Source organism: Microcoleus sp. SVA1B4, from assembly GCF_036700545.1.
Taxonomy (GTDB): Bacteria; Cyanobacteriota; Cyanobacteriia; order Cyanobacteriales; family Microcoleaceae; genus Microcoleus.
This window is the reverse complement of record NZ_JAUBPB010000040.1, coordinates 13,200-36,205: the sequence shown is the minus strand read 5'-3', so window position 1 is coordinate 36,205 and position 23,006 is coordinate 13,200. Positions and strand designations below refer to the sequence as shown.

17 protein-coding genes are annotated in these 23,006 nt (G+C 45.7%); 5 read left to right on the top strand and 12 right to left on the bottom strand.

Features of this window, described 5'->3' with window-relative positions:
• Window positions 1-5: 5 nt before the first annotated feature.
• From QT987_RS18430 to QT987_RS18415, 4 genes are all read right to left on the bottom strand, one after another.
• A complete protein-coding gene (locus tag QT987_RS18430; RefSeq protein WP_333242609.1) occupies window positions 6-1,982 on the bottom strand; it encodes a TerD family protein in 1,977 nt (658 codons plus the stop codon).
• A gap of 408 nt (window positions 1,983-2,390) precedes the next feature.
• Window positions 2,391-2,951: a TerD family protein gene (locus QT987_RS18425; protein WP_333242605.1), complete on the bottom strand. Its 561-nt coding sequence runs from the start codon at window positions 2,949-2,951 to the stop codon at window positions 2,391-2,393.
• Window positions 2,952-3,183: 232 nt separating this feature from the next.
• A complete protein-coding gene (locus tag QT987_RS18420) occupies window positions 3,184-3,609 on the bottom strand; it encodes a DUF4359 domain-containing protein (RefSeq protein WP_333242602.1) in 426 nt (141 codons plus the stop codon).
• A gap of 322 nt (window positions 3,610-3,931) precedes the next feature.
• Window positions 3,932-4,897: a M48 family metallopeptidase gene (locus tag QT987_RS18415; protein ID WP_333242599.1), complete on the bottom strand. Its 966-nt coding sequence runs from the start codon at window positions 4,895-4,897 to the stop codon at window positions 3,932-3,934.
• 225 nt (window positions 4,898-5,122) lie between these two features.
• Between QT987_RS18415 and QT987_RS18410 the strand changes: the two genes are divergently transcribed.
• Window positions 5,123-5,674, top strand: coding sequence for an acireductone dioxygenase (locus QT987_RS18410; RefSeq protein ID WP_333242671.1), 552 nt, complete (start codon window positions 5,123-5,125; stop codon window positions 5,672-5,674).
• Window positions 5,675-5,750: 76 nt separating this feature from the next.
• Here QT987_RS18410 and QT987_RS18405 read toward each other — a convergent pair whose 3' ends face one another.
• Window positions 5,751-7,370: an NAD(P)/FAD-dependent oxidoreductase gene (locus QT987_RS18405; protein WP_333242596.1), complete on the bottom strand. Its 1,620-nt coding sequence runs from the start codon at window positions 7,368-7,370 to the stop codon at window positions 5,751-5,753.
• Between the two features lie 305 nt (window positions 7,371-7,675).
• On the opposite strand from QT987_RS18405, the gene QT987_RS18400 reads away from it, so the two are divergent.
• Window positions 7,676-8,281, top strand: coding sequence for a chorismate lyase (locus QT987_RS18400; protein WP_333242593.1), 606 nt, complete (start codon window positions 7,676-7,678; stop codon window positions 8,279-8,281).
• 143 nt (window positions 8,282-8,424) lie between these two features.
• On the opposite strand, the gene QT987_RS18395 is transcribed toward QT987_RS18400, so the two are convergent.
• The 5 genes from QT987_RS18395 to QT987_RS29980 form a co-directional block, all read right to left on the bottom strand.
• Entirely contained in the window at window positions 8,425-9,723 is a 1,299-nt protein-coding gene (locus QT987_RS18395) for a cytochrome P450 (RefSeq protein WP_333242589.1), read from the bottom strand.
• A 336-nt stretch (window positions 9,724-10,059) separates the two neighbouring features.
• Window positions 10,060-14,010 carry a GAF domain-containing protein gene (locus tag QT987_RS18390; RefSeq protein WP_333242586.1) on the bottom strand — a complete coding sequence of 1,317 codons (3,951 nt, stop codon included), beginning with the start codon at window positions 14,008-14,010 and terminating at the stop codon, window positions 10,060-10,062.
• Window positions 14,011-14,645: 635 nt separating this feature from the next.
• Window positions 14,646-16,652 carry an ABC transporter ATP-binding protein gene (locus tag QT987_RS18385; RefSeq protein ID WP_333242583.1) on the bottom strand — a complete coding sequence of 669 codons (2,007 nt, stop codon included), beginning with the start codon at window positions 16,650-16,652 and terminating at the stop codon, window positions 14,646-14,648.
• Between the two features lie 29 nt (window positions 16,653-16,681).
• Window positions 16,682-16,984, bottom strand: a complete 303-nt coding sequence (locus tag QT987_RS29985; protein WP_445299613.1) for a zinc ribbon domain-containing protein — start codon at window positions 16,982-16,984, stop codon at window positions 16,682-16,684.
• The gene (locus tag QT987_RS29980) at window positions 16,968-17,195 is read right to left on the bottom strand and encodes an IS200/IS605 family accessory protein TnpB-related protein (RefSeq protein WP_445299612.1); all 228 of its coding nucleotides are present in this window, start codon (window positions 17,193-17,195) and stop codon (window positions 16,968-16,970) included. Before QT987_RS29980 ends, QT987_RS29985 begins: the two co-directional genes overlap by 17 nt.
• 933 nt (window positions 17,196-18,128) lie before the next feature.
• Between QT987_RS29980 and QT987_RS18380 the strand changes: the two genes are divergently transcribed.
• Window positions 18,129-18,947, top strand: coding sequence for a tetratricopeptide repeat protein (locus QT987_RS18380; RefSeq protein WP_333242580.1), 819 nt, complete (start codon window positions 18,129-18,131; stop codon window positions 18,945-18,947).
• Between the two features lie 201 nt (window positions 18,948-19,148).
• Here the strand turns inward: QT987_RS18380 and QT987_RS18375 are convergent, their stop codons facing one another.
• Window positions 19,149-19,385, bottom strand: a complete 237-nt coding sequence (locus QT987_RS18375; protein WP_333242578.1) for a hypothetical protein — start codon at window positions 19,383-19,385, stop codon at window positions 19,149-19,151.
• Window positions 19,386-19,711: 326 nt separating this feature from the next.
• Complete coding sequence (locus QT987_RS18370) at window positions 19,712-20,497, bottom strand: TIGR01548 family HAD-type hydrolase (RefSeq protein ID WP_333242575.1); 786 nt, start codon at window positions 20,495-20,497, stop codon at window positions 19,712-19,714.
• A gap of 177 nt (window positions 20,498-20,674) precedes the next feature.
• Between QT987_RS18370 and QT987_RS18365 the strand changes: the two genes are divergently transcribed.
• Together QT987_RS18365 and QT987_RS18360 are read left to right on the top strand one after the other, a co-directional pair.
• The gene (locus QT987_RS18365) at window positions 20,675-20,986 is read left to right on the top strand and encodes a 30S ribosomal protein PSRP-3 (RefSeq protein ID WP_333056906.1); all 312 of its coding nucleotides are present in this window, start codon (window positions 20,675-20,677) and stop codon (window positions 20,984-20,986) included.
• 1,067 nt (window positions 20,987-22,053) lie between these two features.
• Entirely contained in the window at window positions 22,054-22,986 is a 933-nt protein-coding gene (locus tag QT987_RS18360) for a class I SAM-dependent methyltransferase (protein WP_445299614.1), read from the top strand.
• Window positions 22,987-23,006 lie beyond the last annotated feature (20 nt).

The following is a 23,006-nucleotide window of genomic DNA, read 5'->3' as shown; positions in this document are numbered from 1 at the left end:
GCCGTTTACCTTTTACTTCTTCTCCTGCTGCGAGTTCTTGTGCTGCTGCTATCAGAATATGCAGGCGAGATTTTTTCAACGCTGCTATTGCTTTTAACAGCAGTAGACTCAGAGTTTGAGGTAGCAGTCGCGGATTTTCTTCTAATTATAATCGGAACATTAACAGAGCGACCGCAGGGTCTGCCGAAGGAATCTATGTTCCTTCGATAATCGCAGATTGCAGCCTCTGCACTCGGTTCTTGACAATCATTAATAAAGCTTTGTGCTAATTGGTAATTCTTGCCGTCTCCCTGCTTTAAGAAAAGTTCTCCCGCTTGTTGAAAGTCTGCTACTGCTGGCGATTTTGTTCCCAACATACAGCGAATAGCACCTCGTTCCAAATAAGCCAAACCATAATTAGGATTAACGCGAATAGCTTCTTCATAATCCCCGATCGCCTTTTGCTTGTTTCCCAATTCATAGTATGCTTGACCGCGACCGAAATAAGCTTCTGCCAAGTTAGGATTAAATTGCAGCGCTCGATCGTAATTGTAAATTGCCTGCTGCTTGTTTCCCTGTTGGCCAGTAGCAATTCCCAATCCGAGGTAAGCTTGAGGTATGTTCGGATTCAGCGCTAAAGCTTGAGTAAAATTGGCGATCGCCCCCGGAACATCTCCCTTTTGAACTTTCAAAGAACCTTGGTTGCTGAAATTTGCAGCTTTTTGAGCGATCGCAACTCTTTGACTGATCACAGCGTGATTGGCTCGGTAATTAGATAACTTATTTTGAGCTAGATTATAAACCGGTGTACGTGAATCTATCGCTTCTAAAAGTGCGATCGCCTGTTGCCATTTACTTTGCGACTGCTGCCAAACTTCCATCGGATGAGGCGGTTTTTGCACAACCACAGCAGCTTCCATCGCCAAATTTTGAGCCGTTGCTAGACTTTCTGCCGCCTGTAAGTTTTGGGCTATTGGAACCAAAATCGGGCGCAGTTGCAGCAAATCTGCTCTAGCTTGCTGATACCCAAAGCCGGGGAAGTTAGGAATTTTCTCTAAATTGGCGATCGTTTCTTTAAGTCGTTTATCCAAACTTCTGAGCAAATTGACATCGGTGGCTTTTCCTGCATTCTGCGTGTCAAGTGCCAGTATTTTCGCTTGGTTCAGCGTTTCATTTGCCGATCGCATAAAGGCGATCGTCCCTACACTTGTTCCCAACACCAAAACCCCTAAACCTGCTAATAAAGCTGCGGGTATTTTGCGGCTTCGCGAATTATTATTAACTTGATTGTTAATTCGTGATGGCTGTACCCTTCGAGTCTGACGAGACTGTTCCGCTTCCGGTTCTGAATCCACCTCCAAATCCCAAGCAGGCAACTGCAAATCATCTGCTGCTGTTCCCGCTGTCAACTCCCTACTAATGGGAGCAATATTATTGCTATTTCCGCTGTGATACTTGTCAACAAAACTCTGCAATCCTGCCTCATATCCTTGTCCTACCGCCTGAAATCTCCACTGTCCATTCTTTTTATACAAACGACCAAATTCTACAGCAGTCTCTCGCGAAAAATTCTCTTTTAATTCATAGCGAACCAGTTCGCTTCCCGTATCCAAATTGGTAATTTTGATAAAAGCATTTTTGATATTGCTAAAATTTGCCTTGATTTTATCTGCTTCGTGAATAGTGACAGCAAAAGTTATTTCCTCAATTTCAGGATTGATTTTCTCTAAAATAACGCCGTAAATACTCTTATTCTCTTGACCTCGGTTGTTTTTATCAGGAATCGATTGCAGTACCGAACCGTCACAGGATTGCAGATTATTGTAAAAGATAAAATATTTATCGTTAGGTAGTTTGCCGTCAGCACCTAGCATAAACGCAGAGACATCAATCTCGTAGCTTTGTCCTGCCTCTGTCACCTGCCAACCGAGGGCGATCGCCATTTTTTTTAAACCGGGCGCGTCTTTAGAAAGATTAAATCTCTCACCCTTACTTAATTGCATTACCATCTGCTTATTTGTTAAGCCTAAAATTTTATACTCCTAATTTTAATGTTAAGTGGCACAATAAGTTTTTTAATTAATGAAATTTAACAGAGTTTCTCTAATCGCGGGCTTGATTAAAAATATCTGCTGCCTGTATCTGAATTTATTGAGATTTACTTACAGAGAATTACCTAAGTGAAAACCGGGCTTTCTGCCCCAACCGGTTTCTACAATTGAACTTAATTTGACCCTACTTTTGAGCATTTTCAGAACTAGGTAACAAGGTAACAAATTTACCAAAAGCTCCAGACGAGACTGTTCCGCTTCCGGTTCTGACTCCACCTCCCACTCCCCAGCCGGAAACGGCCAATCATCGGTCGTTCCCGCTGCCAAGTCGTGAGTAATGGGAGAAATATTATTAATGTTTTAGCTGCAATACTTGTCAACAAAACTCTGCAATCCTGCCTGATATCCTGCTCCTACAGCCTGAAATCTCCACTCTCCATTCTTTCTATACAAACGACCAAATTCTACAGCAGTCTCTCGCGAAAAATTCTCTTTTAATTCATACCGAACAAGTTCGCTTTTTGTATCCAAATTGGAAACTTTGATAAAAGCATTTTTGATATTGCTAAAATTTGCATTAATTTTATCTGCTTCGTGAATAGTCACAACAAAAGTTATTTCCTCAATTTCAGGATTAACTCTTTCTAAGATAACGCCGTAAATAGTCTTATTTTCTTGACTTCGGTTGTTTTTGTCAGGAATCGATTGCAGTACCGAACTGTCAAAGGATTGCAAATTATTGTAAAAGATCAAATATTTATCGTTAGGTATTTTGCCGTCAGCACCTAGCATAAACGCAGAGACATCAATATCGTAGCTTTGTCCTGCCTCTGTCACCTGCCAACCGAGGGCGATCGCCATTTTTTTTAAACCGGGCGCTTCTTTAGAGATATTAAATCTCTCACCCTTACTTAATTGCATTGCCATCTGCTTATTTGTTAAACATCAAACTTTATAGCGTTAATGTTAATATTAAGTGGGACACTAACTTTTCTTCTTTAAGAAAACTTAATATTTTGCCTCTAATAGCGTGGCTCATTAAAAATATGTGCTGCGCTCTCCGAATTTATTGAGATTTACTGATAGAGAATTACCTAAGCAAAAACCGGGCTTTCTAAAAAACCCGGTTTCGGCAATTGAACTTAATTTGACTCTACTTTTGAGCATTTTCAGAACTAGGTGGCAGCGTCACAAAATTACCAAAAGCTCCAACCGTTTGATAGCTTTTTTTGCCCAGTTCAGTTGTATAAATGCTGACAACGCCTAAATTCTGACGCTGCGTTGTATTGTCGAGCAAGCTTTCGATCGTGCCCCGCTGCGAAGTCAGCAAATTCTTGCAACTGCCGATCAAAGTATCTGTAATGCCGCCCAAAGCTTTCGGCACGCGAGAATCTTTGCACACAGTGTTTTCCAACTCGTTTTGGAGTACGCCGGAAGCATAAGTTAGGTATTGATCTCTCCCAGGATTTGTAAATGCCATGCCGGCGGCTAGCAGAGTCAGGGCGATCGCGACTTTTCCCACATTGCCGAAAAAATTAGAAGTTGGCTTGTTAGTATTCATTGCGTTATCAATATTCATTTTTTTTAGCCCCGTTGATTTATAAGCTTCTCTTGATTTAAACTACACCTCCTTAGAAACAGATTTCCGAAACGAGGGGACAGTTTTTAGATTGGAGGCCAGTTGCGAGCAAGTCTCTCACTGGTTTACCTTCCTTTTACGTTTCCCCCTCCCTCAAATCCGGTAAATCTTCAACAAAACATTTAGCTGGTTTAGCTGGTTAGCTGGTTCCTAGGCTCTGCCTGGGAACCGAGATCCAGAGGCTCTGCCTCGCTGCTCCTGGCGAAGAAGAGGCAGAGCCTCTGGATCTGCATCCCCAGGCTCAGCCTGGGGACGAGGAAACTTAGTTTCGCTTTGATTTTTGCCGATCGATCTCCCGCTGCAACTCTTCAATCTGACGGCGCAAAGCCTCCGTCTCGCTGTTAGGCGTTTGGGACTTCACATCAACCGCACCCTCAGCTACAGCCCGCTTGTAGTTCCCCAGCTTAATTTGGCGGTATTCTTCGGAACTTGCCCAGTCTCGCAAATACCGCAGGCGTTCCACGGGGAAAGGGTGACTCAGCATCACACCTTGGCCGCCGTTGTAAAGTAAAAACTTATACACTTGGTTGAGATTGTCTCGATCGAGCTCTTGATAGTTGTCAGACTGGCGGATAAATTCTTGCAAACTGCATTGGTCAGCATATTTACTGCTAACTCCCGCAAGTTTCATCATCGTTTTCATCACACTGTTCAAGTCATCCGTCACCAACAAAGCCGCCCGATCTGCCGATAATTCAGCCTTGCGACGCCACTCATAAAAAGCGTAAATTAAACCGCTGCCGACCATATTTCCCAGCCCGAAAGTCATCTCGCCAATTGTCGAGGCAACGCTCATCGCCCACGTCGCCATTTGATTTAAAGTTGGATGACCGCATTTAATGTGTCCCAACTCGTGAGCCAATACTACCCGAATTTCTGGCTCTTCCAACAAGTCTAAAAGACCAGTGTTTAATACTACATAAGGCTGGTTTTTCCCCAGGGCATAGCTGTTAACTGAGGGATTCTGAGAAACAAACAAACCCGGTTCTGGAAAAACATCTAAAGCCTGCACGCACTCCCGAAATATATGATAAATGCTGGCATATTGCCTCGGCCCGACTTGAATGCTATTTCCCATTAGGTAAACGAATTGCGGTCGTTCGTAGACAAATTCTACAAATTTGCTGGCAATTAAGTCAAATCCAGGCACGCTGCGTAACGATTCCTCAGCTTGGCGATCGAGGGGATGCTGAAAAGCTTCGCTAGAAATTCCAGTATAAGTAGGCATAGTTGTTGCAAAAGTTACATTTAAGAAATCAGTAATGCCATCGCTGCTGGTGCTAGCTGGCGCCTGACTTATAATATTATCGCGACAAATATTCAACTGTTGTGGAACAGGCCGAAAAGCTTGTTCAAATTAGCGTTAAAATTGTGGTTCTGGTACAGGCGCGATCGACAAACATCTTTCACACTGCCTGTGTATCGCCTCACCCAAAAATTGGAACGTGCAAACATGGCTATCCTGCAACTCGAAAACGGTACAACCTACACTCAACAAAGCGACATTACCCGAGAACTCGCTTCCTTAAACATTCAACTCAACCGCTGGCCCGTGGGTGACAGCGCTGAAATTCAAAATTTGTTAGCTAAAGATGCTCTAGACGACAATCAAAAAGAGCAAGTGCTGCAAGCCCTCGACGGCTACTTTCAACAACTCAAGGAAACCGCAGGCTATCAATCGCGAGACTTAATTGTACTGCACCCAGACATTCCCAACCTCGACACCTTGCTGTCCAAATTCAACAAGTGCCACATCCACGCCGATGATGAAGTCCGCTATATCGTAGCAGGCGAGGGCATTTTCGGCTTCGTGCGGCCCGACGGCAGCCAAGTCGAACTCACAGTGCAGCCGGAAGAATTTATCAACGTGCCGGCGAATACAGAACACTGGTTTTATTTGACAGCAGCGCGGAAAATTAAAGCGGTGCGCTATTTTACCACGCAAGAAGGCTGGACGCCGGAGTATACCGATACGGAAATTCGATCGCGTTTAGCTGCTGTTTGAACACTTGACAGTTGACGGTTGACAGTTGACGGTTGAGGGCAATCTTCAAATCATCTAAAAATCCTCAAATCCAGCCTCAAATTTTGTGGTTTGAAGATTGCAAAATACTCAAAGCAACCGCCTCCGCCACCTTAATCCCATCAATACCCGCCGACAGGATTCCACCGGCATATCCTGCACCTTCCCCAGCAGGATAAAGACCTTCTGTATTCAAACTCTGATAATCTTCCTTGCGTTTAATCCGAATTGGTGAAGAAGTGCGCGTTTCCACCCCAGTCAAAACCGCATCATCCATCGCAAATCCTTTAATCTGTTTGTCAAAAGCCGGAAGTGCTTCGCGGATAGCTGCGATCGCATAATCGGGCAAACTTTCGCTCAAATCAGTCATCACAACTCCCGGCGTATAAGACGGCTGCACACTGCCTAGCGCCGTGGAAGGGCGATTCGCCAAAAAATCACCCACAAGCTGCCCAGGGGCGTTGTAAGTGCCACCTCCTAACTCAAATGCCCGTTCTTCTAGGCGACGCTGAAACTCAATTCCTGCTAAGGGATGACCCGGATAATCCTCCGGCGTGATACCGACAACAATTCCGCTGTTAGCATTGCGTTCATTGCGAGAATATTGACTCATCCCATTAGTGACAAGTCGCCCCGGTTCTGACGCAGCCGCCACTACCAAACCACCGGGACACATACAGAAACTGTACACAGAACGGCCGTTTTGGCAATGGTGAACCAGTTTGTAATCGGCGGCACCCAAAAGCTTATGGCCCGCGCGATCGCCAAAACGACAGCGATCGATAATAGTTTGGGGATGTTCCACCCGAAAACCAATAGAAAAAGGTTTAGCCTCGATGTAAACCCCGCGCGAAAACAACATTTCAAAAGTATCGCGGGCGCTGTGTCCCACCGCCAGAACTATATAATTACTAGCAATATATTCTCCGCTAGCGAGGGTAAGTCCCTGGACTTTTCCATTTTCGATGTGGATATCTTCTACACGAGTTTGAAACCGAATTTCTCCACCTAATGATTCAATTTGGGCGCGAAGACTTTGGACAATTCCCACCAGTTTGAACGTGCCAATATGCGGTTTATTAATATATAAAATTTCCGGTGAAGCTCCGGCATTCACAAGTTCCGTCAACACCTTCCGCCCATAATGTTGAGGATCTTTAACTTGGCTGTAGAGCTTGCCATCGGAAAAAGTACCCGCACCACCTTCGCCAAACTGGGCGTTAGATTCTGGGTTGAATTCTGTTTTTTTCTTCCAAAATCCAAAGGTGTCAACTGTGCGATCGCGCACAGCTTTTCCGCGTTCTAAAAGGATGGGGCGAAACCCCATTTGTGCCAGCATCAGACCGGCAAACATACCGCACGGCCCTGTACCAATCACAATGGGGCGAATCGTCAAATTGCTGGGGGCTTTGGCTACATAGCGATAACTCGTGTCTGGTGTTACCATCACATGAGGATCTTTTTTGAAGCGTTGGAGAAGTTGCTTTTCTTGTGTCGTCTCTACATCCACAATATAGACAAGGAGGATTTCTGCTTTTTTACGAGCATCGTAACTGCGCTTGAAGATGGAATAGCCGAGCAATTCTTCGGGGGGAATTTGCAGCTTTTTGAGGATTGCACTGGCGATCGCATCTTGAGGATGATCGAGGGGGAGTTTTATTTCGGTTATTCGTAACATATAGCAGATTTTGAAGTCAGTAGTCAGTAGTCAGTAGTCAGTAGAAAAATCCAATAAAATCAGTCGAATAAAAGTATTTAGGAATTACGCACGGGTAGCGAAAAAGCGTTTTTTTTACGAGAATAGGGGTTGCAACCCGCAGATTTCGCACAAAACCCGGTTATGAGAGTCGGAGTGCGATCGCGAACTGTATTATAACTAATTCACTCAAAATCATCTGGGCGATCGTCAGTCGATTTTTGATTTTTGATTCCATAATTCCAGAAGCGTTATAATAAACAAAAAATTAAGTTTTGTAAAGACCCTTGACTGCAACATTTACACCCAAAAACAGCCGCACCTGGCACGCTCTCAACCCCCTGTGGCAAGGAGCCGAAGACGCAGTACAGAAGGGTTTACCCCACACCAAGCTCGCACCGGCATGGCAAATACTGCTCCTGGGCGACGGTTCCCCCACTCGTCACCTGCAACTGCTGACAGGGGAACCAACAGAAGTAGATGTGATCGATATGTCCTTAGTCGGTGAAGACGCAGACGGCGCGCCCCAGCAAATTGTCGCCGTTCCGGGGCCGCGACTGCGCCGACAAGTGTGGCTGCGGACTGCTTCGGGACAGCGCTTGGCCTATGCGACTTCTTGGTGGGAAGCGAGTCATGTAGACGAATATTTACAAAATAAATCTTTGCCAATTTGGGCCAGTTTAGCGAGGCTGCGGACAGAATTGTATCGCGATGTGCAGGGCATTTATTGCGGTAATTCGGTGGCTTTGGAGTCAGCTTTTGAACAGTCGGGGCCTTTTTGGGGCCGACACTATTTGTTTTGGCATCACGGGAAGCCATTGACTCTGATTTATGAGGTTTTTTCTCCTTATTTAACTAAGTATTTGGGGCCGATGCAATTGGATGTTGATTGAGACTAAGCTCTTGCACGGGCGGGCTAGAAGCCCAACCCACAAGAAAATTTACCGATTGTGGAACAGGCATCTTGCCTGTTCTTAAGAATAGTTCCGCCCCACAAGAAAATTTACCGATTGTGGAACAGGCATCTTGCCTGTTCTTAAGAATAGTTTCGCCGAAATTTGACTCGCAAACCGTCGCGGGGATGCGGAGTCGGTACTCTGATTAAATTCAAATCTTGATCCGGTAAAAGTTCCCATTCAAACTCCCGAACAATCTTTGCCGCAAACAACTTCATCTCTAATCGCGCAAATTCTTTGCCCAAACATTCTCGCAAACCGCCGCCAAAGGGTACGTAGCTGAACGGTTTAGCCGATCGCTCGGAGTTAAATCGATCGGGATCGAAGCGATCGGGTTCGGGATAAACTGCGCTATCCTGATGCGTCTGATTGATTTGATAAAGTACCATCCAACCCTTGGGAATTTCGTAGCCGCCGAACTCGCAATCATTAATTACCTGCCGAAAACCGCCTCCCACTGGCGGAACAAACCGCAGCACTTCTCGCATAACCTGTTCTAAATAAGTCATTTCTTTGAGCTGTTCCAATGTTAGCGGTTCCGTAGCGGGGAACTGCTGCTGTTCGGCGCGGACTTTTGCCATCACATCGGGATTTTGAGCTAGGAGAAGACAAAAAGAGGCGATCGCCGAAGTTAAAGTTTCGTGTCCCGCAAACAGCAGCAACAGCACTTGATCTTTTAACTCATCCAAACTCAAACTATTTCCCTCGTCATCGCGAGCCGAAATCAGCAAACTCACAGCATCATTGTCACTAGGGGTTCCTTGCTGGCGATCGCGAATAATCTTTTCAAGTTCTGCCAACAGCAGCTTTCGGCACTTTTTAGCTTTACCAAACTGACTCCACGGCACATCTAAAGGAATCGAAAATAAACCATTGCACCAAGTTTCAAAATAATGTCCAAGCGCCGTTTCCGAACCATTTTCAATCCCTACTAACAACTTACCGGCCACATCAAAAGTATAATTTCTCAGTTCGGGATACCAAGTCAGCGTTTCCATTTTTGCCCATTTTTCCAAATAGCGCTGAGTGATATCTTCCATCCCGCCGATGTAGCCAGCTAAAGCTCGCGGCCCAAATGCTTGGTACAGCAACTTGCGCCGATTTTGGTGGTTAGCACCCGTTTGCAACGCTAAGGAAAGCGGCCCTAAAAGCGCTCTCGTGCTGGGAGGCCAAGTCACAACAAAATATTGGTTTTCATTGCTTAAAACAAACAAATTAGCCTCTTGGCCGCACATGAAAACTGTAGGCTGTCCGAAAATGCTGGTTTTGAAAATATTTCCGTACTGCTGCTGGCGTTTTTTCGCGAATTGGGCATCTTGCAAAAAGTTGATGGTATCGCCAATTAGGGGTAAACCGAAACTGCCGGGAGGTAAGGCCATTTTAGATTTTAGATTTTAGATTTTAGATTTTTAATATCATATCAATTTTCCTTGTAGGCGGCGCAATACGCAGCAGACAAATTTCTGGTAAAATAACTTTTCTCTGTGTGTAGCCTGTAGGGTGCGTCTTTAGATTTTAGATTTTAGATTTTAGATTTTAGATTTTTAATATCATATCAATTTTAGTTGGAGGGTGGGCAATACGCAGCAGACAAATTTCTGGTAAAATAACTTTTATCTGTGTGTAGCCTGTAGGGTGCGTCTGTCTTAAGGTTAGTACAAAAAAATCAGGTCTTTCCAAGTGATGCACCTTAGTATTTTGGCCGAAAAACCAATTTAATTTTCTGTTCTTTTAATCGGAATCTCGATTATAAATTCAGTACCTTTCCCTACCACAGAGAAACACTTAATTTCACCTTTATGTTTTTCTACAATAATTGAATGGGAAATCGCTAAACCCATCCCCGTTCCTGAACCGATCCGTTTGGTAGTATAGAACGGGTCAAATATCCGTTGCTTGACTTGATCTGTCATCCCTGCACCGTTATCAGCAATTCTAATCACAGCGAGAGTACCTTCTACCTCTGTACGAATGCGGATAATTCCCGGATTTTCGAGCGGTTCTTGTAACACGTCAATAGCGTTAGCAATAATATTCATAAACACCTGATTCAATAGTCCGGCGTAGCACTCCACCCGTGGCAATTGCCCGTATTCTTTAACAAGTTGAATTGCTGGGCGCTCCGGCTGAACTTTCAGACGGTGTTCTAAAATCATCAATGTGCTGTCGATGCCTTCGTGAATGTTAACTTTTTTCATGTCAGATTCATCGAGGCGAGAGAAATTTCGCAAACTTCGCACGATATCCCGGATGCGAGTGGCTCCCACCTGCATAGAAGACAGCATTTTCGGCAAGTCGTCTAGCACAAAATCCAGCTCTAAAACTTCTATTTCCTCCTGAATCGCTGGAGAAGGTTCCGGGTATTCATCTCGATACATTTGCACCAGTTTCATCAGGTTTCTGGCGTATTCTTCTGTGTAGGTAAGATTGCCGAAAATAAATGTGACCGGGTTATTGATTTCGTGGGCGATTCCTGCTACCATCTGACCGAGACTTGACATTTTTTCTGCTTGAATGAGCTGGGTTTGAGCAAGCTTAAGTTCGCACAGAGTTACTTCGAGTTTTGCAGCTTGTTCTTGCGCTATCCGAGCTGAATCGACGCTTTTAGTGTAGAGTTCGGATTGACTAATGGCGATCGACAATTGATCGCAAATTGCCGATAGCAACTCCACTTCGTCTTTTGTCCACCTGTGCACCTCGCGGCAAGAAGTGCAGCCAACAACTCCAGTTAAACCCCCTGCACTCTTAACCGGCAAATCCAAGACAGACTTGTAACCCACCTGCAAAAAGAATTCCCTTTCTACTGGATCGCTAAAAGTTGCAACATCATCTATTTGATAGATTTCCAAATTAGCTATCTTTTGCGCCAGTGTCCCCGTTACCTCAGCAGGGTAATAACCCAAAAGCGAGAGCAAGTCATCATTTTTAGCTTCGTGGACGACATCCCAAGCGGGCGTCTCGGCCTCGGGCGTATACCACATAAACAGACAGCGATCGAGTTGCAGCAAGTCGCGAATTTGCCGCACAGTTGTTGCCAAGATAGTATCTAAATCTAGAGAAGCGCGGATTTGACTGCCTAGCTGGTTGAGCAATTTTTGCTGCATTGCTGCTGCTTTTGATTCGGCGGCGGCGAGGCGAGATTTTTCGTAAAGTTCGGCTTGATTAATGGCGATCGCCAATTGAGTTCCTACTGCCATTAACAGTTCCACTTCTTCGTCTCTCCACAGCCGCACCCCGCTGCAAGCACCGCAGAGGAGCGTGCCAATTTGACCCGACTGTGTTTGAAGGGGAATGTCCAGCAGAGAATTGAGCCCTACAGACATTAAAAATTCCCGTTCGGCTGGATCGGTTAATGCCTCAACATCGTCGATCCGAATTATTTCCAAATTGGCAATCCGCTCACCGATAGAAGCAGTTGGCTCGACAGGATATAAACCCAAACGCGAGGGCAAATCGGCATTCTTTGCCTCGTATCTCACATCCCAAACCGGTGGCGAAGCGTCGGGTAAATACCAGATAAACTGACAGCGATCGAGCAGTAGCAACTCGCGAATTTGCTGCACAGTTGTCGCCAAAATAGTATCTAAATCCAGAGATTGGCGGATATTGCTAGCTAGCTGGTTCAGCAGCGCTTCCTGCTCAGCTAATTTGCGGAATCTCGCTTCCGACTTTTGCAACTGTCTTTGAGCTTCTTTTTGTTTTGTAACGTCCAAACCCAAACCAATTAAGCCGATCGCGTTACCAGAATCATCTTTAACCTTAGTTTTGATTGTCTCCAAATAATGTTCTTTACCATCAGCAAGCTGCAGCACTTCTTCAGCATAACAGGGAATATCTTGGCTCCACGCTTGCGCGTCAGATGCCATGCAGTTAGCAGATGCTTCTAATCCCAAAACTTCGGAATAGTGAGATGCTGCTAAAAATCTTGATTCAGGTATAGCCACATCTTCGCAGAAAGTTTTGTTAATTAATAACATCCGCCCGCTAGCATTTGTCAGCCATACCCAGATCGGAGCGTTGTCAATAATTGCCCTCAAAGTTTGCTGTTGTCTGGCGAGAGCTTCTTCTGTTTGTTTGCGCTTAATTCCCAGGGCGATCGTATCGGCACTTGATGCCAAAGCAATCAGCGTTGATTCGTTCAACTCCTGGCGAGCAAACATCGCTATTACTCCCAGCAACTGATTGTCAACAATTAGCGGATATCCAGCAAAAGCCACCATTCCTTGTCGTGAGGCCCATTTTTTGTCCTGGATTCGGGGATCTTCTTTCACAGAATTAGTGATGTGAGGTTGTCGCTCCAGGGCGATTAAACCAATCTTGAACTCGCCGACAGCAATGCGGCTGTGAGCGCCGTCAATATGAGTATATATCCCCGCGCTTGCTTGCATTTGCAATACATTTCCGTCTTCATTCAACGTCCAAATCCGAGCAAAGGCAACATCCAAATGGCGCACAACTGCATCGGCGCAATATTGCAAAGTTCTACGCAAACCCTGATTTTGAGTTAGAACAATTCCCACATCTGCTGTGAATAAAGAAAGTTTCAATTGTTCTGCTAAAGCTTGTTCTGCTATTTTTCGCTCTGTAATGTCCGTAGCAGAACCGAGACGCTGCTTAATTTTTCCCTCCTCTGTTCTGCTAAATACAATTTCCCGGCTGACTAGCCAGCGCCAACAGCCATTTTTGTCGCGCACCCGGTATTCGTACTCACCAACTTCGCCGTCGGGAGCAGTTTCCAATTGCTGCAAATATTCTGGAAATTTAGCTAAATCATCAGAGTGGATAATGGTAGGCAACAGACTGCTGCCCATTTTTTGAACTTCTTCTACGGTATAGCCCAGCGCGACATTGATTTCGCGGTTGTTGTACACATTTCGCTGCTCGATCTCGTCGTAGACATAGAGAATATTCGGAGTAGCATTGGCAATTTGTTCGAGAAAACGCTGGCTTTCTTGCAGCGCTGCTTCTGCTTGTTCTTGAGCGGTAATGTCGCGCCCGACACCATAGATCAATTCTTCCTCGCAGAAACCCGTAGCAGTCCAGGCTATCCACTTGTAAGAACCGTTGCGACGGCGCCAGCGGTTTTCAAACCCAACGGTATTATTCCCCGTAGCAACACTTTCAGCTTCTTTTAAAGCAGTTTCGCGATCGTCTGGATGCACGAATTCAATGAAGAGTTTGCCAATCATTTCTCCTGGGGAATAGCCGAGGATTTTTTCTGCTGCTGGGTTGATGAGTGTTATATAACCGTCAAAACTAATGACGCACAGCATATCTAGCGAGAGACTAAAAAAGCGATCGCCCCCGTTGGGTTCGCTGGATGGGCGATCGTTTTGGGCTGCGACAGCAGAAGCTTTTGAACCCGCCGATACCGCCCAAAAGACAATATTTGCTATTGCCAAAAATCCCAGGGCGAGTTGGCGGGCATAGAAATTATCGCCGCTGCCAGCTACGAGCCACCCGTTTAACACCAGCAGTACAATTATCAAAATTGAGAATAAACTCCCAGGGGCGATCGTCGCTACGCTGATTTTTTTTTCAGAATGCTTTCTAGATTCTGCTTTTTGTATTGTGGTGACTGCTGCCATAATTTTTGTCCACAACAATTGCAGGAATTTCACCAATTTAGTGCTTTTGGATTCTCCTACTTGAACTGAATGTTTCATTCTTTTACTCTATAGTTACTTTGAGTTGTGCTGATTTAAAAATTACAATAAAGATGTTTAAATATTATAAATATTTCCTACTTTGCGAGCTCTAATATTGGATCATTGGGTAAATGTACCCAAAACGAGGAGATAATTAAGTGTATTTACGGAAGTAGCCACCAATCTCTTTTTAGCTGGGGTACGCATTTGCTAATTTTTGCGACTCAGAGAGAGAGTTTACTTATAATACTACGCGATATATTGTTGTTAGTCATTGGACATTTGGCCTAATTTAGCTAGTCCTAGACGCAAACCCTAATTATCTAGGCTGCGCCTGAATCTGCTTACCGCCTTATAGTAGCCTGTTATACCGCACTTTTGGCCTGTAGAAATAACTTGGTTTGATGTAGAAAAATACTGCGTTTAGCGCCCTGGCTGTGGGTTAAACAGCCCGGAATATTAGTCAAGTTCAAACAGGTTGAATCTGAGCATAAATTATGAAGTTAAAATAAATATAAACTGCTGATTTGTGAAGATAAAAAGAAAAAAACCTTCATAGCAGTTTTTCCTTGCAGGAGATGTTCGCCCGTAATGGCTAATTAGTAATTGGTAACGGGCAATTGGTAATTGATACGAGTTTAAAACACTAGATATCAATTTTGTTCTGATTCATCCGCAGGCGATGGGGGCCAAGCAGCTTGGCGACCTAGTTGCTGTTGCCGAATTCGCTCCAAATTCCCCGCTGGAATAGAAGCTATGAGTTGCCGCGTGTAAGCTTGTTGCGGTTGGCGGTAAATGCGCTCGGCAGTGCCAATTTCTTCGATTTTACCTTTGTTCATCACGATCGCGCGATCGCTCATAAACTTGACCACGCTCAAATCGTGAGAAATAAAAATATAAGTCAGTCCAAACTCTGTTTGCAACTCCTTCAGCAAATTTAAAACTTGCGCCTGCACCGACACATCTAATGCCGAAACCGACTCATCGCAAATAATAAACTTAGGATTCAAAGCCAAAGCTCTAGCAATACAAATTCGCTGTCTCTGTCCACCCGAAAACTCGTGAGGGTAGCGCCGCATAAAATCGGGATTTAAACCCACTCTCTCCAACAAATAAGCCGCGCGATCGCGCTGTTCTTTCTGGTTCTTACCAAAGCGGTGAATCACCATCGGTTCCATCACCGCATCCCCAACATTTAGGCGCGGATCGAGAGAACTAAAAGGATCTTGAAAAATAATTTGCAGATCGCGCCGCAGCCACCGCAATTTGCGATCGTACTCTTTTTTCATCCGGTAATTAGCCATCCACTGCGATGCCGAACTACTTCTGGCAGGAGGCGTAATTTCTTGACCTTCAAAAAACACTTTACCGCTGGCGATCGGAATTAATTGCAGCAAAGCCCTCGCCAAAGTAGATTTGCCGCAGCCAGACTCGCCCACCAAACCCAAAGTCTCGCCGGGGTAAACCTCAAAAGAAATATCGTTTACCGCCATAAACAAGCGTTTAGTTTCGCCAAACATTCCCTGCACCGGAAAACCGACTCGCAAGTTATCAACAGCTAGCAAAGGGCCGGAAATATGCGGCAGCCGAGGCGGTTTTCCGGTTGCAAAAGCGGGATTTCCCCCACTGTTGTCGCCGTCTAAATCGGCATTTTTCTCGACAATTACTAATTCGCCGCTAGCATTTGTGGTGACATCCATAAAATCGGAAACTGTCGGCAAACGGCGCCTTTGCCGATCGAGAGTTGGGCGGCAAGCTAACAGACCTTTTGTGTAAGGATGTTGGGGATTGCTGAAAATTTGTTCGATCGCACCGCACTCAACAATCTTGCCTCGGTACATCACCGCCACCGTATCGCCAATTTCAGCAATGACGCCCAAATCGTGGGTAATAAAAATCATTGCCATGCCTCTAGAGTCCCGCAACTCGCGCAGCAAAGCTAAGATTGTTGCCTGCACGGTTACGTCCAAAGCCGTGGTAGGTTCATCAGCAATTAATAAAGTTGGATTGCAAGAAATGGCCATTGCAATCATCACGCGCTGGATTTGACCGCCTGATAGTTCGTGGGGATAGCGATCGAGCATAGCTTGTTTTTGGCCGTTGACGAGCTGCATCAAATCGCGATCGTCCTCCCGAACCGCTTCTTGCCGCAAAGCCAAACACCGCTGCCTGAGCTCATCGTCGCCCGGTAGCAGCTTCACTTCTTGCAGCAGAGAAGCAGCTTGGCGCCGCGCTTCTGTCTGCGACACCTGTTGGTGCAAACAAATGGCTTCTGTGAGTTGAAATCCGATCGTATAAACGGGATTTAGCGAACTCATCGGCTCTTGAAAAATCGTCGCAATCTGACTGCCCCGGTATGTTTGTTTTTCCCTGTCCGGCATTTCCAGCAGATTCACAGGCCCATTGCTAGCGCCGTCTTTTGTCGGAGAAAACCAAATTTCGCCCTCGATTTTCGTTGACGAACTCGACAGCAAACCCATAACAGCCAGGGATGTTACCGATTTTCCCGAACCCGACTCTCCCACGATGCCCAGAGTTTGCCCTCGCTTGACCTCAAACGAAATGCCGTCAACCGCTTTGACGGTTGCAGACGCATCGCCTGCGTCCGCAGATTGAAATTGAACCCGCAGGTTGCGAACTTCTAGGACGGTTTCACTCATGGAAGTCTATGGCAAAAATTAAAGGGAGACTAAGTGGATTGTAGCAGGGCCTGGTAAATTACCCAGCACGCTCCCTGAGTACAGGCACAGTGTGGGCTTTCAATCGCCCTGAAATAATCTTGCACATTGCAAAACAATCTCGAACCTTCGGGCTTATTTACGAAAGCCCCAATAGCAGCAATATTCTTACTGCCGTTTAAGTCGGCATCACCTTTCCAGCCACAATGGTCACAAGCGAACTTTTTACCAGTTCTATAAGATTCGCCCCGTCCAGGGTGAATATGATTGCACTTGTGGCACATTTTGCTAGTATATCTAGCTAGGCTCCCCAAACAAAATCTTTACGCTATGCTTTATAGCTTTGTAGATTAGGAATTGGCGCAACTGAAAGAATGCCCAGTTATTGAATCGTCTCCGCACTTTTTTCGAGCGTGGCTGGTGATTTGTGCGCTCCCTAATTCCCGTCAAATCTTCCAAAGCGACAACTTGATTTTTGTTCTTAGCCTTGGTTACGATACGGTGACTGATAGTGTGATTTACCAAAGTCTGAAAGCGCTTTTTTTTGCCCGACAACCGTTTCAACAATTCTCGACATCTACGCCGAGTGCAACGCGAGCCTTTCCTGGCTTTTCGCTGGATATTTGCTCTCAACTTGGCATAATGATTCCTAACTTTGGTAATTTATTTACCGCTAAATGTATCTGTGTCAGAAGTAACTGCAATATCACTCCTACCCAAATCACAGCAGTAAGTTTAAGGCTCTGGGAGCGAGAAAATTTTGTTTTTATAAATTATCGAACAATAGGGAACCAGAGGTTTTTAATATCGAGGCAAGATAATTTAATAAATCTTTGTATGCTGCAACGAAGACTCTCAAATAAAATGGGATAAGGCATCAAAGAAGCCAGCAACTCAATACTAACTTGTTTGTGGCATTGCAAAAGATATACCAAGATTTTAAGCGTCACGTATACGTCCGTTTTTAGTTGGTGTTGCAGGTGGATGTGGTAAAATTGAGGAAACATATTTAACAGATGGGCCTTGTTGACAAAAATTACCCCATCTTTTTTACCGCAACTTGCCGAAATCCGCAACAGGTAGGGCTTTTGACGAGGTTGTCACCCCGTCAGCTCGCGAACGCCTGAAGGGTTGCATCAATTTTGATGGACTGCTCAGGCGCTACTTGGAGCTTGCAAGGGGCGGGTAAACCTGCCAATATCTGCCAATAATTGACAATCTCAAAAACCCGCCCCGGCCGGGATATTATGGTCAATCGATCGGACATGATATCAGTTAAACCCCCAACTACCCAACCAAAGTCCGCCTATCCCGACGAAACAAAATCCAGAACCTGCGGAGGCAGGTTTTGTCCCTGTAGCTGCGACTTAAGTCGCCCAGACTTTTCAAACATCTTCTAACCAACGCTCGCCAATTCGGTTAATAATATGTTTAGTAAAGTTTAAACGACCAACAACGATGATTCGCTCAGTTTTCACATTTTTTACAGTATTAATTGTAACCGGATTAGTATGGTTGGGAAATATCGCCCCCGTTGCCGCACAAGTACAACCAACAGATATCGCCGATCCCCAACAGGAATTGGGAGAACTCGTTCAAAAAGCTTTTGAAGCTACAAATGAAGGCAAATTTCCCGCCGCTGAAACTTTTTGGACTCAAATCATTGACAAATTTCCCTCACAAGCGGCCGCTTGGAGCAACCGAGGCAATTCTAGAGTCAGCCAAAACAAACTACAAGCCGCTATTACCGACTACGAAAGAGCGATCGAACTAGCACCCGACGCCCCCGATCCCTACCTAAACCGCGGCACCGCCTTAGAAGGTTTAGGACGCTGGGAAGAGGCGATCGCCGACTACAATCATGTACTAGAATTAGACTCCCAAGATCCAGCCGCCTATAACAACCGAGGCAACGCCGAAGCAGGTTTAGGAAAATGGGAACAAGCAATTGCCGACTACAGCAAAGCCTTTGAACTAGCCCCCGAATACGCCTTTGCCCGCGCCAACCACGCCCTGGCACTTTATCAAAACGGGCAAACCAAAGAAGCAATTCGCAACATGAAAAACATCGTCCGCAGATACCCCCAATTTGCCGACATGAGAGCCGCCCTCAGCGCCTGTCTTTGGGAAGCTGGAAATCGCGGCGAAGCTGAGAGCAATTGGGTAGCAGCCATCGGCCTCGACTCCCGTTACAAAGACCTCGATTGGGTTGCCAATACCCGCCGCTGGCCACCACTTGCAGTCAGTGCATTAGACAAATTCTTGCACTTGAAATAATCTCAAAACGCCAATAAAAAATTGCGAGCATCCCGATGATTGTGGGGTATAGTTCCTAAAAGGGATGCTCCAAAAAATTGCCCAATCTCATCCTAAGCTAGCAGTAAATAAACTCTTGAAGAACAATTTAACTTCTTCTTCCTTGTTTCTTCTTTCCTCAACATTCATTCCTTAAATACCTTCCCTCCGTTGATTTTTTTCTCAAAACTCGTATTCCACATCTCCAGAAACAATCCTATCTGTCACCAACATTCTGTATAGTTCCAGTTCTTCAACAGTAACTTTTCCGTCAGCACAAATCGCTCTTCTGATGTCTTCCATTTCTTGCTTAGATATCTTGCCGTTAGCAACAGCTCGCTCGATTTGGACTTGGAGCTTTTGTAGTTGCCGAGTTTCTTCCGGCGTAGCTTGTTTAGCAGTCGATCGCGAAACTAACATATTGGCACTCTCCTAGAGATTGACCTCTACTCTGTACTAAGCCGCAGCAGCAGATATTGTCAACTCAAAGATGCAAAAATTGACAAATAAATGTAACAAAACTACATTTACTTGTCAATAGGATAAGGTGCACAGTTATTTAACAAAATTAGATTTGTTTGTCAATAATATCGATGTCAAATCCGCGCTTCAACGTCAGGCGCAAAATCGAATCAACCTGCCAACAAATAATTCGCGCAATTTTCATTTTTTTGACCCCTATTCAACAGTCAACAGCCAACAGTCAACATTCAACAGCCAACAGCCAACAGTCAACATTCAACAGCCTACTGAACTAATTCCCAAATCCGCGCAGCCGTCAACTCCTCGACATTCCTGAAAACCGCTGCTGCACCCGCATTTTCCAGCCCCGCAGCATAAGCCTCGCAGCGCCCAGCATCATCCAAAACATGAGGTGGCAAAATTCCAGCCCCCAGCCAAACCCGATTTGGTTGCACTTCCCGCGCCTTCACAACCGTGTAAATATCCGCAACAGTATCTCCCGCGTAAATCACGGGCAAATTTTCTTCTAAACCGTGCAGGTTTTCCAACTGTTCAATTGCCGCGAAAAGTCCAGCCGGATCGGGTTTTCCCGGTGCATCTTCCATCGCCACCAACACCGGGGAATTTAAACTCAGTTTCCCTGACAAAACATAAGCAGCTTCATCCCGCATCGCCCCGCTAAAAAAGCCCCAAACAACTCCCCCAACAGTTAAATTTTCCAGGTAAGCCGGACTTAACAACAACGGTTCGTCGCAAATGTAACCAGTCCAATTTTTCTCATCGGGCCCGCGATAGCGACTTTGGAAAAAAGCCACTAATTCGTCATAGTTGAGAGCGAGTTCGTTTCTCGATCGCCCAATTCCCTCAAAATAACGGCAAACTAACTCGAAAGACGCCTGCCAGTCATTATTCCACACTCCCTCAGACTTCAGAGAGTCGATATCGAGAGAATTCGGGCGAAAAGCACCCGCCGTGAAATGTTCCACCGCATCCGCGATCGCCCGCCGATAGGAACCCGACACATCCCGCACCACACCATCAATGTCAAAAACTACAATAACTCTGTTCACAATTTAACCATCCTTGTACCTAGGGCGGGTGAGAACCCAAATTTTATCGGTTTCCAGCCCCTGAGTGGCGCTAAAAGCAGTCGCGCCACAAAACTTTTTATGGCCGATGACCAATTATCGAACAGAGTGTGCTACGCTTAGCGATTGTAGAAATTTTTAACAAGTTCGATCGGAACCCTGGAGGTTTGCTTGTCCAAGTTCATCTTAAAAGTTCTCTGGCTAGAAGAGAATGTTGCCCTCGCCGTTGACCAAGTTGTCGGCAAAGGAACTAGCCCGCTGACATCCTACTTTTTCTGGCCACGCAAAGATGCGTGGGAAGACCTCAAAAACGAACTCGAAGCCAAACACTGGATTGCTGACAACGATCGCGTCGAAATCCTCAACCAAGCCACAGAAGTAATCAACTACTGGCAAGAGGAAGGCAGACGGCGCCCGATGACTGAAGCTCAGTCAAAGTTCCCCCTAGTGACTTTTACCGGCAGCAACTAAGCCCCGCTTTTAGTTGCTACCCATATACATTGCCTGTTATGGCTGACAAGGGGAAGGAGAGAGGGGAGAAGGCGAGAGGATTTGACGCTTTTTCCACCTCGCCGTGAAAAATACAATGTGAAATACCTAACACTAACCTTGCGGTGAGCGTGTAGGCTTCGTGTCTCATTTGCCGTTGCTCTGTTGGGGATATCCATTGCTGAATATTCGTCACTCAAGACGATCCAAGTCTTACACAGCATCTCTGGCGTTGCAGCCTTTATCCCTTCGTAGGGAACCCACGCAGAAACCCTGTTTCCCAAGGCAAAAAACTATTCCGTATGACAAACTTGGATTGTATTTCACATTAGGAGGTATCCCAATAACCAGCGGTCTGTCTTTTCCCCCTTTCTCTCGCAGTTATCCTTGGTAAGCATACTACTGCTACTGTGACCTGTTGTTTGCAGCCGAGTGGGTGGGTCGCAACCACTTATATCATACCATCTTTTTGTGACAAATCAGGAAAATTTGGATTATTTCATACACCTTACTTGGCTTATATCCCAACGCCCAATTGAGTACAATTACAGCGTGGGACTTACGCCAATTGAGTTAAATCCGCTACAGATGATCTTGATACTAACTCCGATTTTGGAACCTACTCGCGTTTTGGGCTTGGTCGATTTGATATTTATTGAAAATAAAGCTTTAAAATCCGCGTTTTTTTGATAATTAATACTTACGCTAAAAGTGCTTTGACGCGCGGCTTATAGCTTTTTATGAACAGGCATCTTGCCTGTTCCACAATAAAATTCCCTCTTTGTGGAACAGGCAAGATGCCTGTTATTGAAAAGGGTGCAAAATGTGAGTTATAACAAATAACAAATAACTAACAGCTAACAACTAACAGCTAACAACTAACAGCTAATCACCTCTTCGCGGAATCTATGGGCGCCGAAAGTACAATCAACCAGACCGAACAGCTACCGCTGGTAGTAAATCCCGACATTCTCCAGCAAGCTATCCTCTACAAAATTAATACCCGCGTAAACGCTCGCGGAGAATTAATTTTCCCCTGCGTACCGGGAATGCTAAGCCACTATCTCAAGTCGATAGAAAAGCTATTTAGCACTCTCGACAGACCCCTGCCCGAAGACCGCAGAGACGAACTCAGCAAGCTTTTAGCCACCAAATTAGAACAAGGCTACCGCACCTCCACAGCATCGATGCTGATTCTGCAATACGAATCTGTGCAGCCGCCACAAACTGGTTTAGCTTGCAAAGTCATTGTTACTAGCTCAACAGTAGGAGAACAGTACAAAAGCTGGGTAGACACCAGAGAACCTCCGCTTTTCGGCTCTCATCCAGACGCAAAATTGATGGCAACGGCTGCTAAATTGGGCACACCCGATCGAGTGCGGATTTTGGACGTGGGCGCTGGTACCGGCCGCAATACCTTGCCCCTGGCGAGATTGGGCTATTCTGTAGATGCGATCGAACTAGCCCCAGCTTTTGCAGAACAATTGAAAGCAGCAGTAACAGCCGAAAACCTTCCCGTGACAGTGACTGAAGGCGATGTGCTCGACCCCTTAATGCGGATGAAACCGGCCCGCTACCAGTTGGCAGTTGCCGCCGAAGTCATCTCACATTTTCGAGACAGCGATCAAGTACGGCTTTTCCTCGCTAAAATGTGCGATTCCCTGTCTCCTGGAGGTCTGTTGCTGTTCAGCACGTTTTTAACCGTCGGTGACTACCAGCCTGATGCCCTCGTGCGACAAGTTGCCCAACTCTCCTGGTCTACTTTATTTACGCCCCAAGAACTCGCCACTGCAATGGAAGGGTTGCCCTTAGTCCAAATATCCGACGAATTGGTGTTTGAATATGAACGCCACCACCTGCCGGAAGCAGCCTGGCCCCCGACGCCCTGGTTTCCCAGTTGGGCCACCGGTCGAGATGTCTTCCCGATGGCAAACGCACGCCCGCCAATGGAATTGCGCTGGATTTTGTGCCGCCGAAGTTAAAAAAAATCGGTCATTTATAG

What these genes read in the sequence shown, in the direction of transcription:
- QT987_RS18430 (WP_333242609.1), bottom strand. Translation starts at nt 1,982, where the DNA reads ATGCAATTAAGTAAGGGTGAGAGATTTAATCTTTCTAAAGACGCGCCC.
- QT987_RS18425 (WP_333242605.1), bottom strand. Translation starts at nt 2,951, where the DNA reads ATGCAATTAAGTAAGGGTGAGAGATTTAATATCTCTAAAGAAGCGCCC.
- QT987_RS18420 (WP_333242602.1), bottom strand. Translation starts at nt 3,609, where the DNA reads ATGAATATTGATAACGCAATGAATACTAACAAGCCAACTTCTAATTTT.
- QT987_RS18415 (WP_333242599.1), bottom strand. Translation starts at nt 4,897, where the DNA reads ATGCCTACTTATACTGGAATTTCTAGCGAAGCTTTTCAGCATCCCCTC.
- QT987_RS18410 (WP_333242671.1), top strand. Translation starts at nt 5,123, where the DNA reads ATGGCTATCCTGCAACTCGAAAACGGTACAACCTACACTCAACAAAGC.
- QT987_RS18405 (WP_333242596.1), bottom strand. Translation starts at nt 7,370, where the DNA reads ATGTTACGAATAACCGAAATAAAACTCCCCCTCGATCATCCTCAAGAT.
- QT987_RS18395 (WP_333242589.1), bottom strand. Translation starts at nt 9,723, where the DNA reads ATGGCCTTACCTCCCGGCAGTTTCGGTTTACCCCTAATTGGCGATACC.
- QT987_RS18390 (WP_333242586.1), bottom strand. Translation starts at nt 14,010, where the DNA reads ATGAAACATTCAGTTCAAGTAGGAGAATCCAAAAGCACTAAATTGGTG.
- QT987_RS18385 (WP_333242583.1), bottom strand. Translation starts at nt 16,652, where the DNA reads ATGAGTGAAACCGTCCTAGAAGTTCGCAACCTGCGGGTTCAATTTCAA.
- QT987_RS18380 (WP_333242580.1), top strand. Translation starts at nt 18,129, where the DNA reads ATGATTCGCTCAGTTTTCACATTTTTTACAGTATTAATTGTAACCGGA.
- QT987_RS18375 (WP_333242578.1), bottom strand. Translation starts at nt 19,385, where the DNA reads ATGTTAGTTTCGCGATCGACTGCTAAACAAGCTACGCCGGAAGAAACT.
- QT987_RS18360 (WP_445299614.1), top strand. Translation starts at nt 22,054, where the DNA reads ATGCTAAGCCACTATCTCAAGTCGATAGAAAAGCTATTTAGCACTCTC.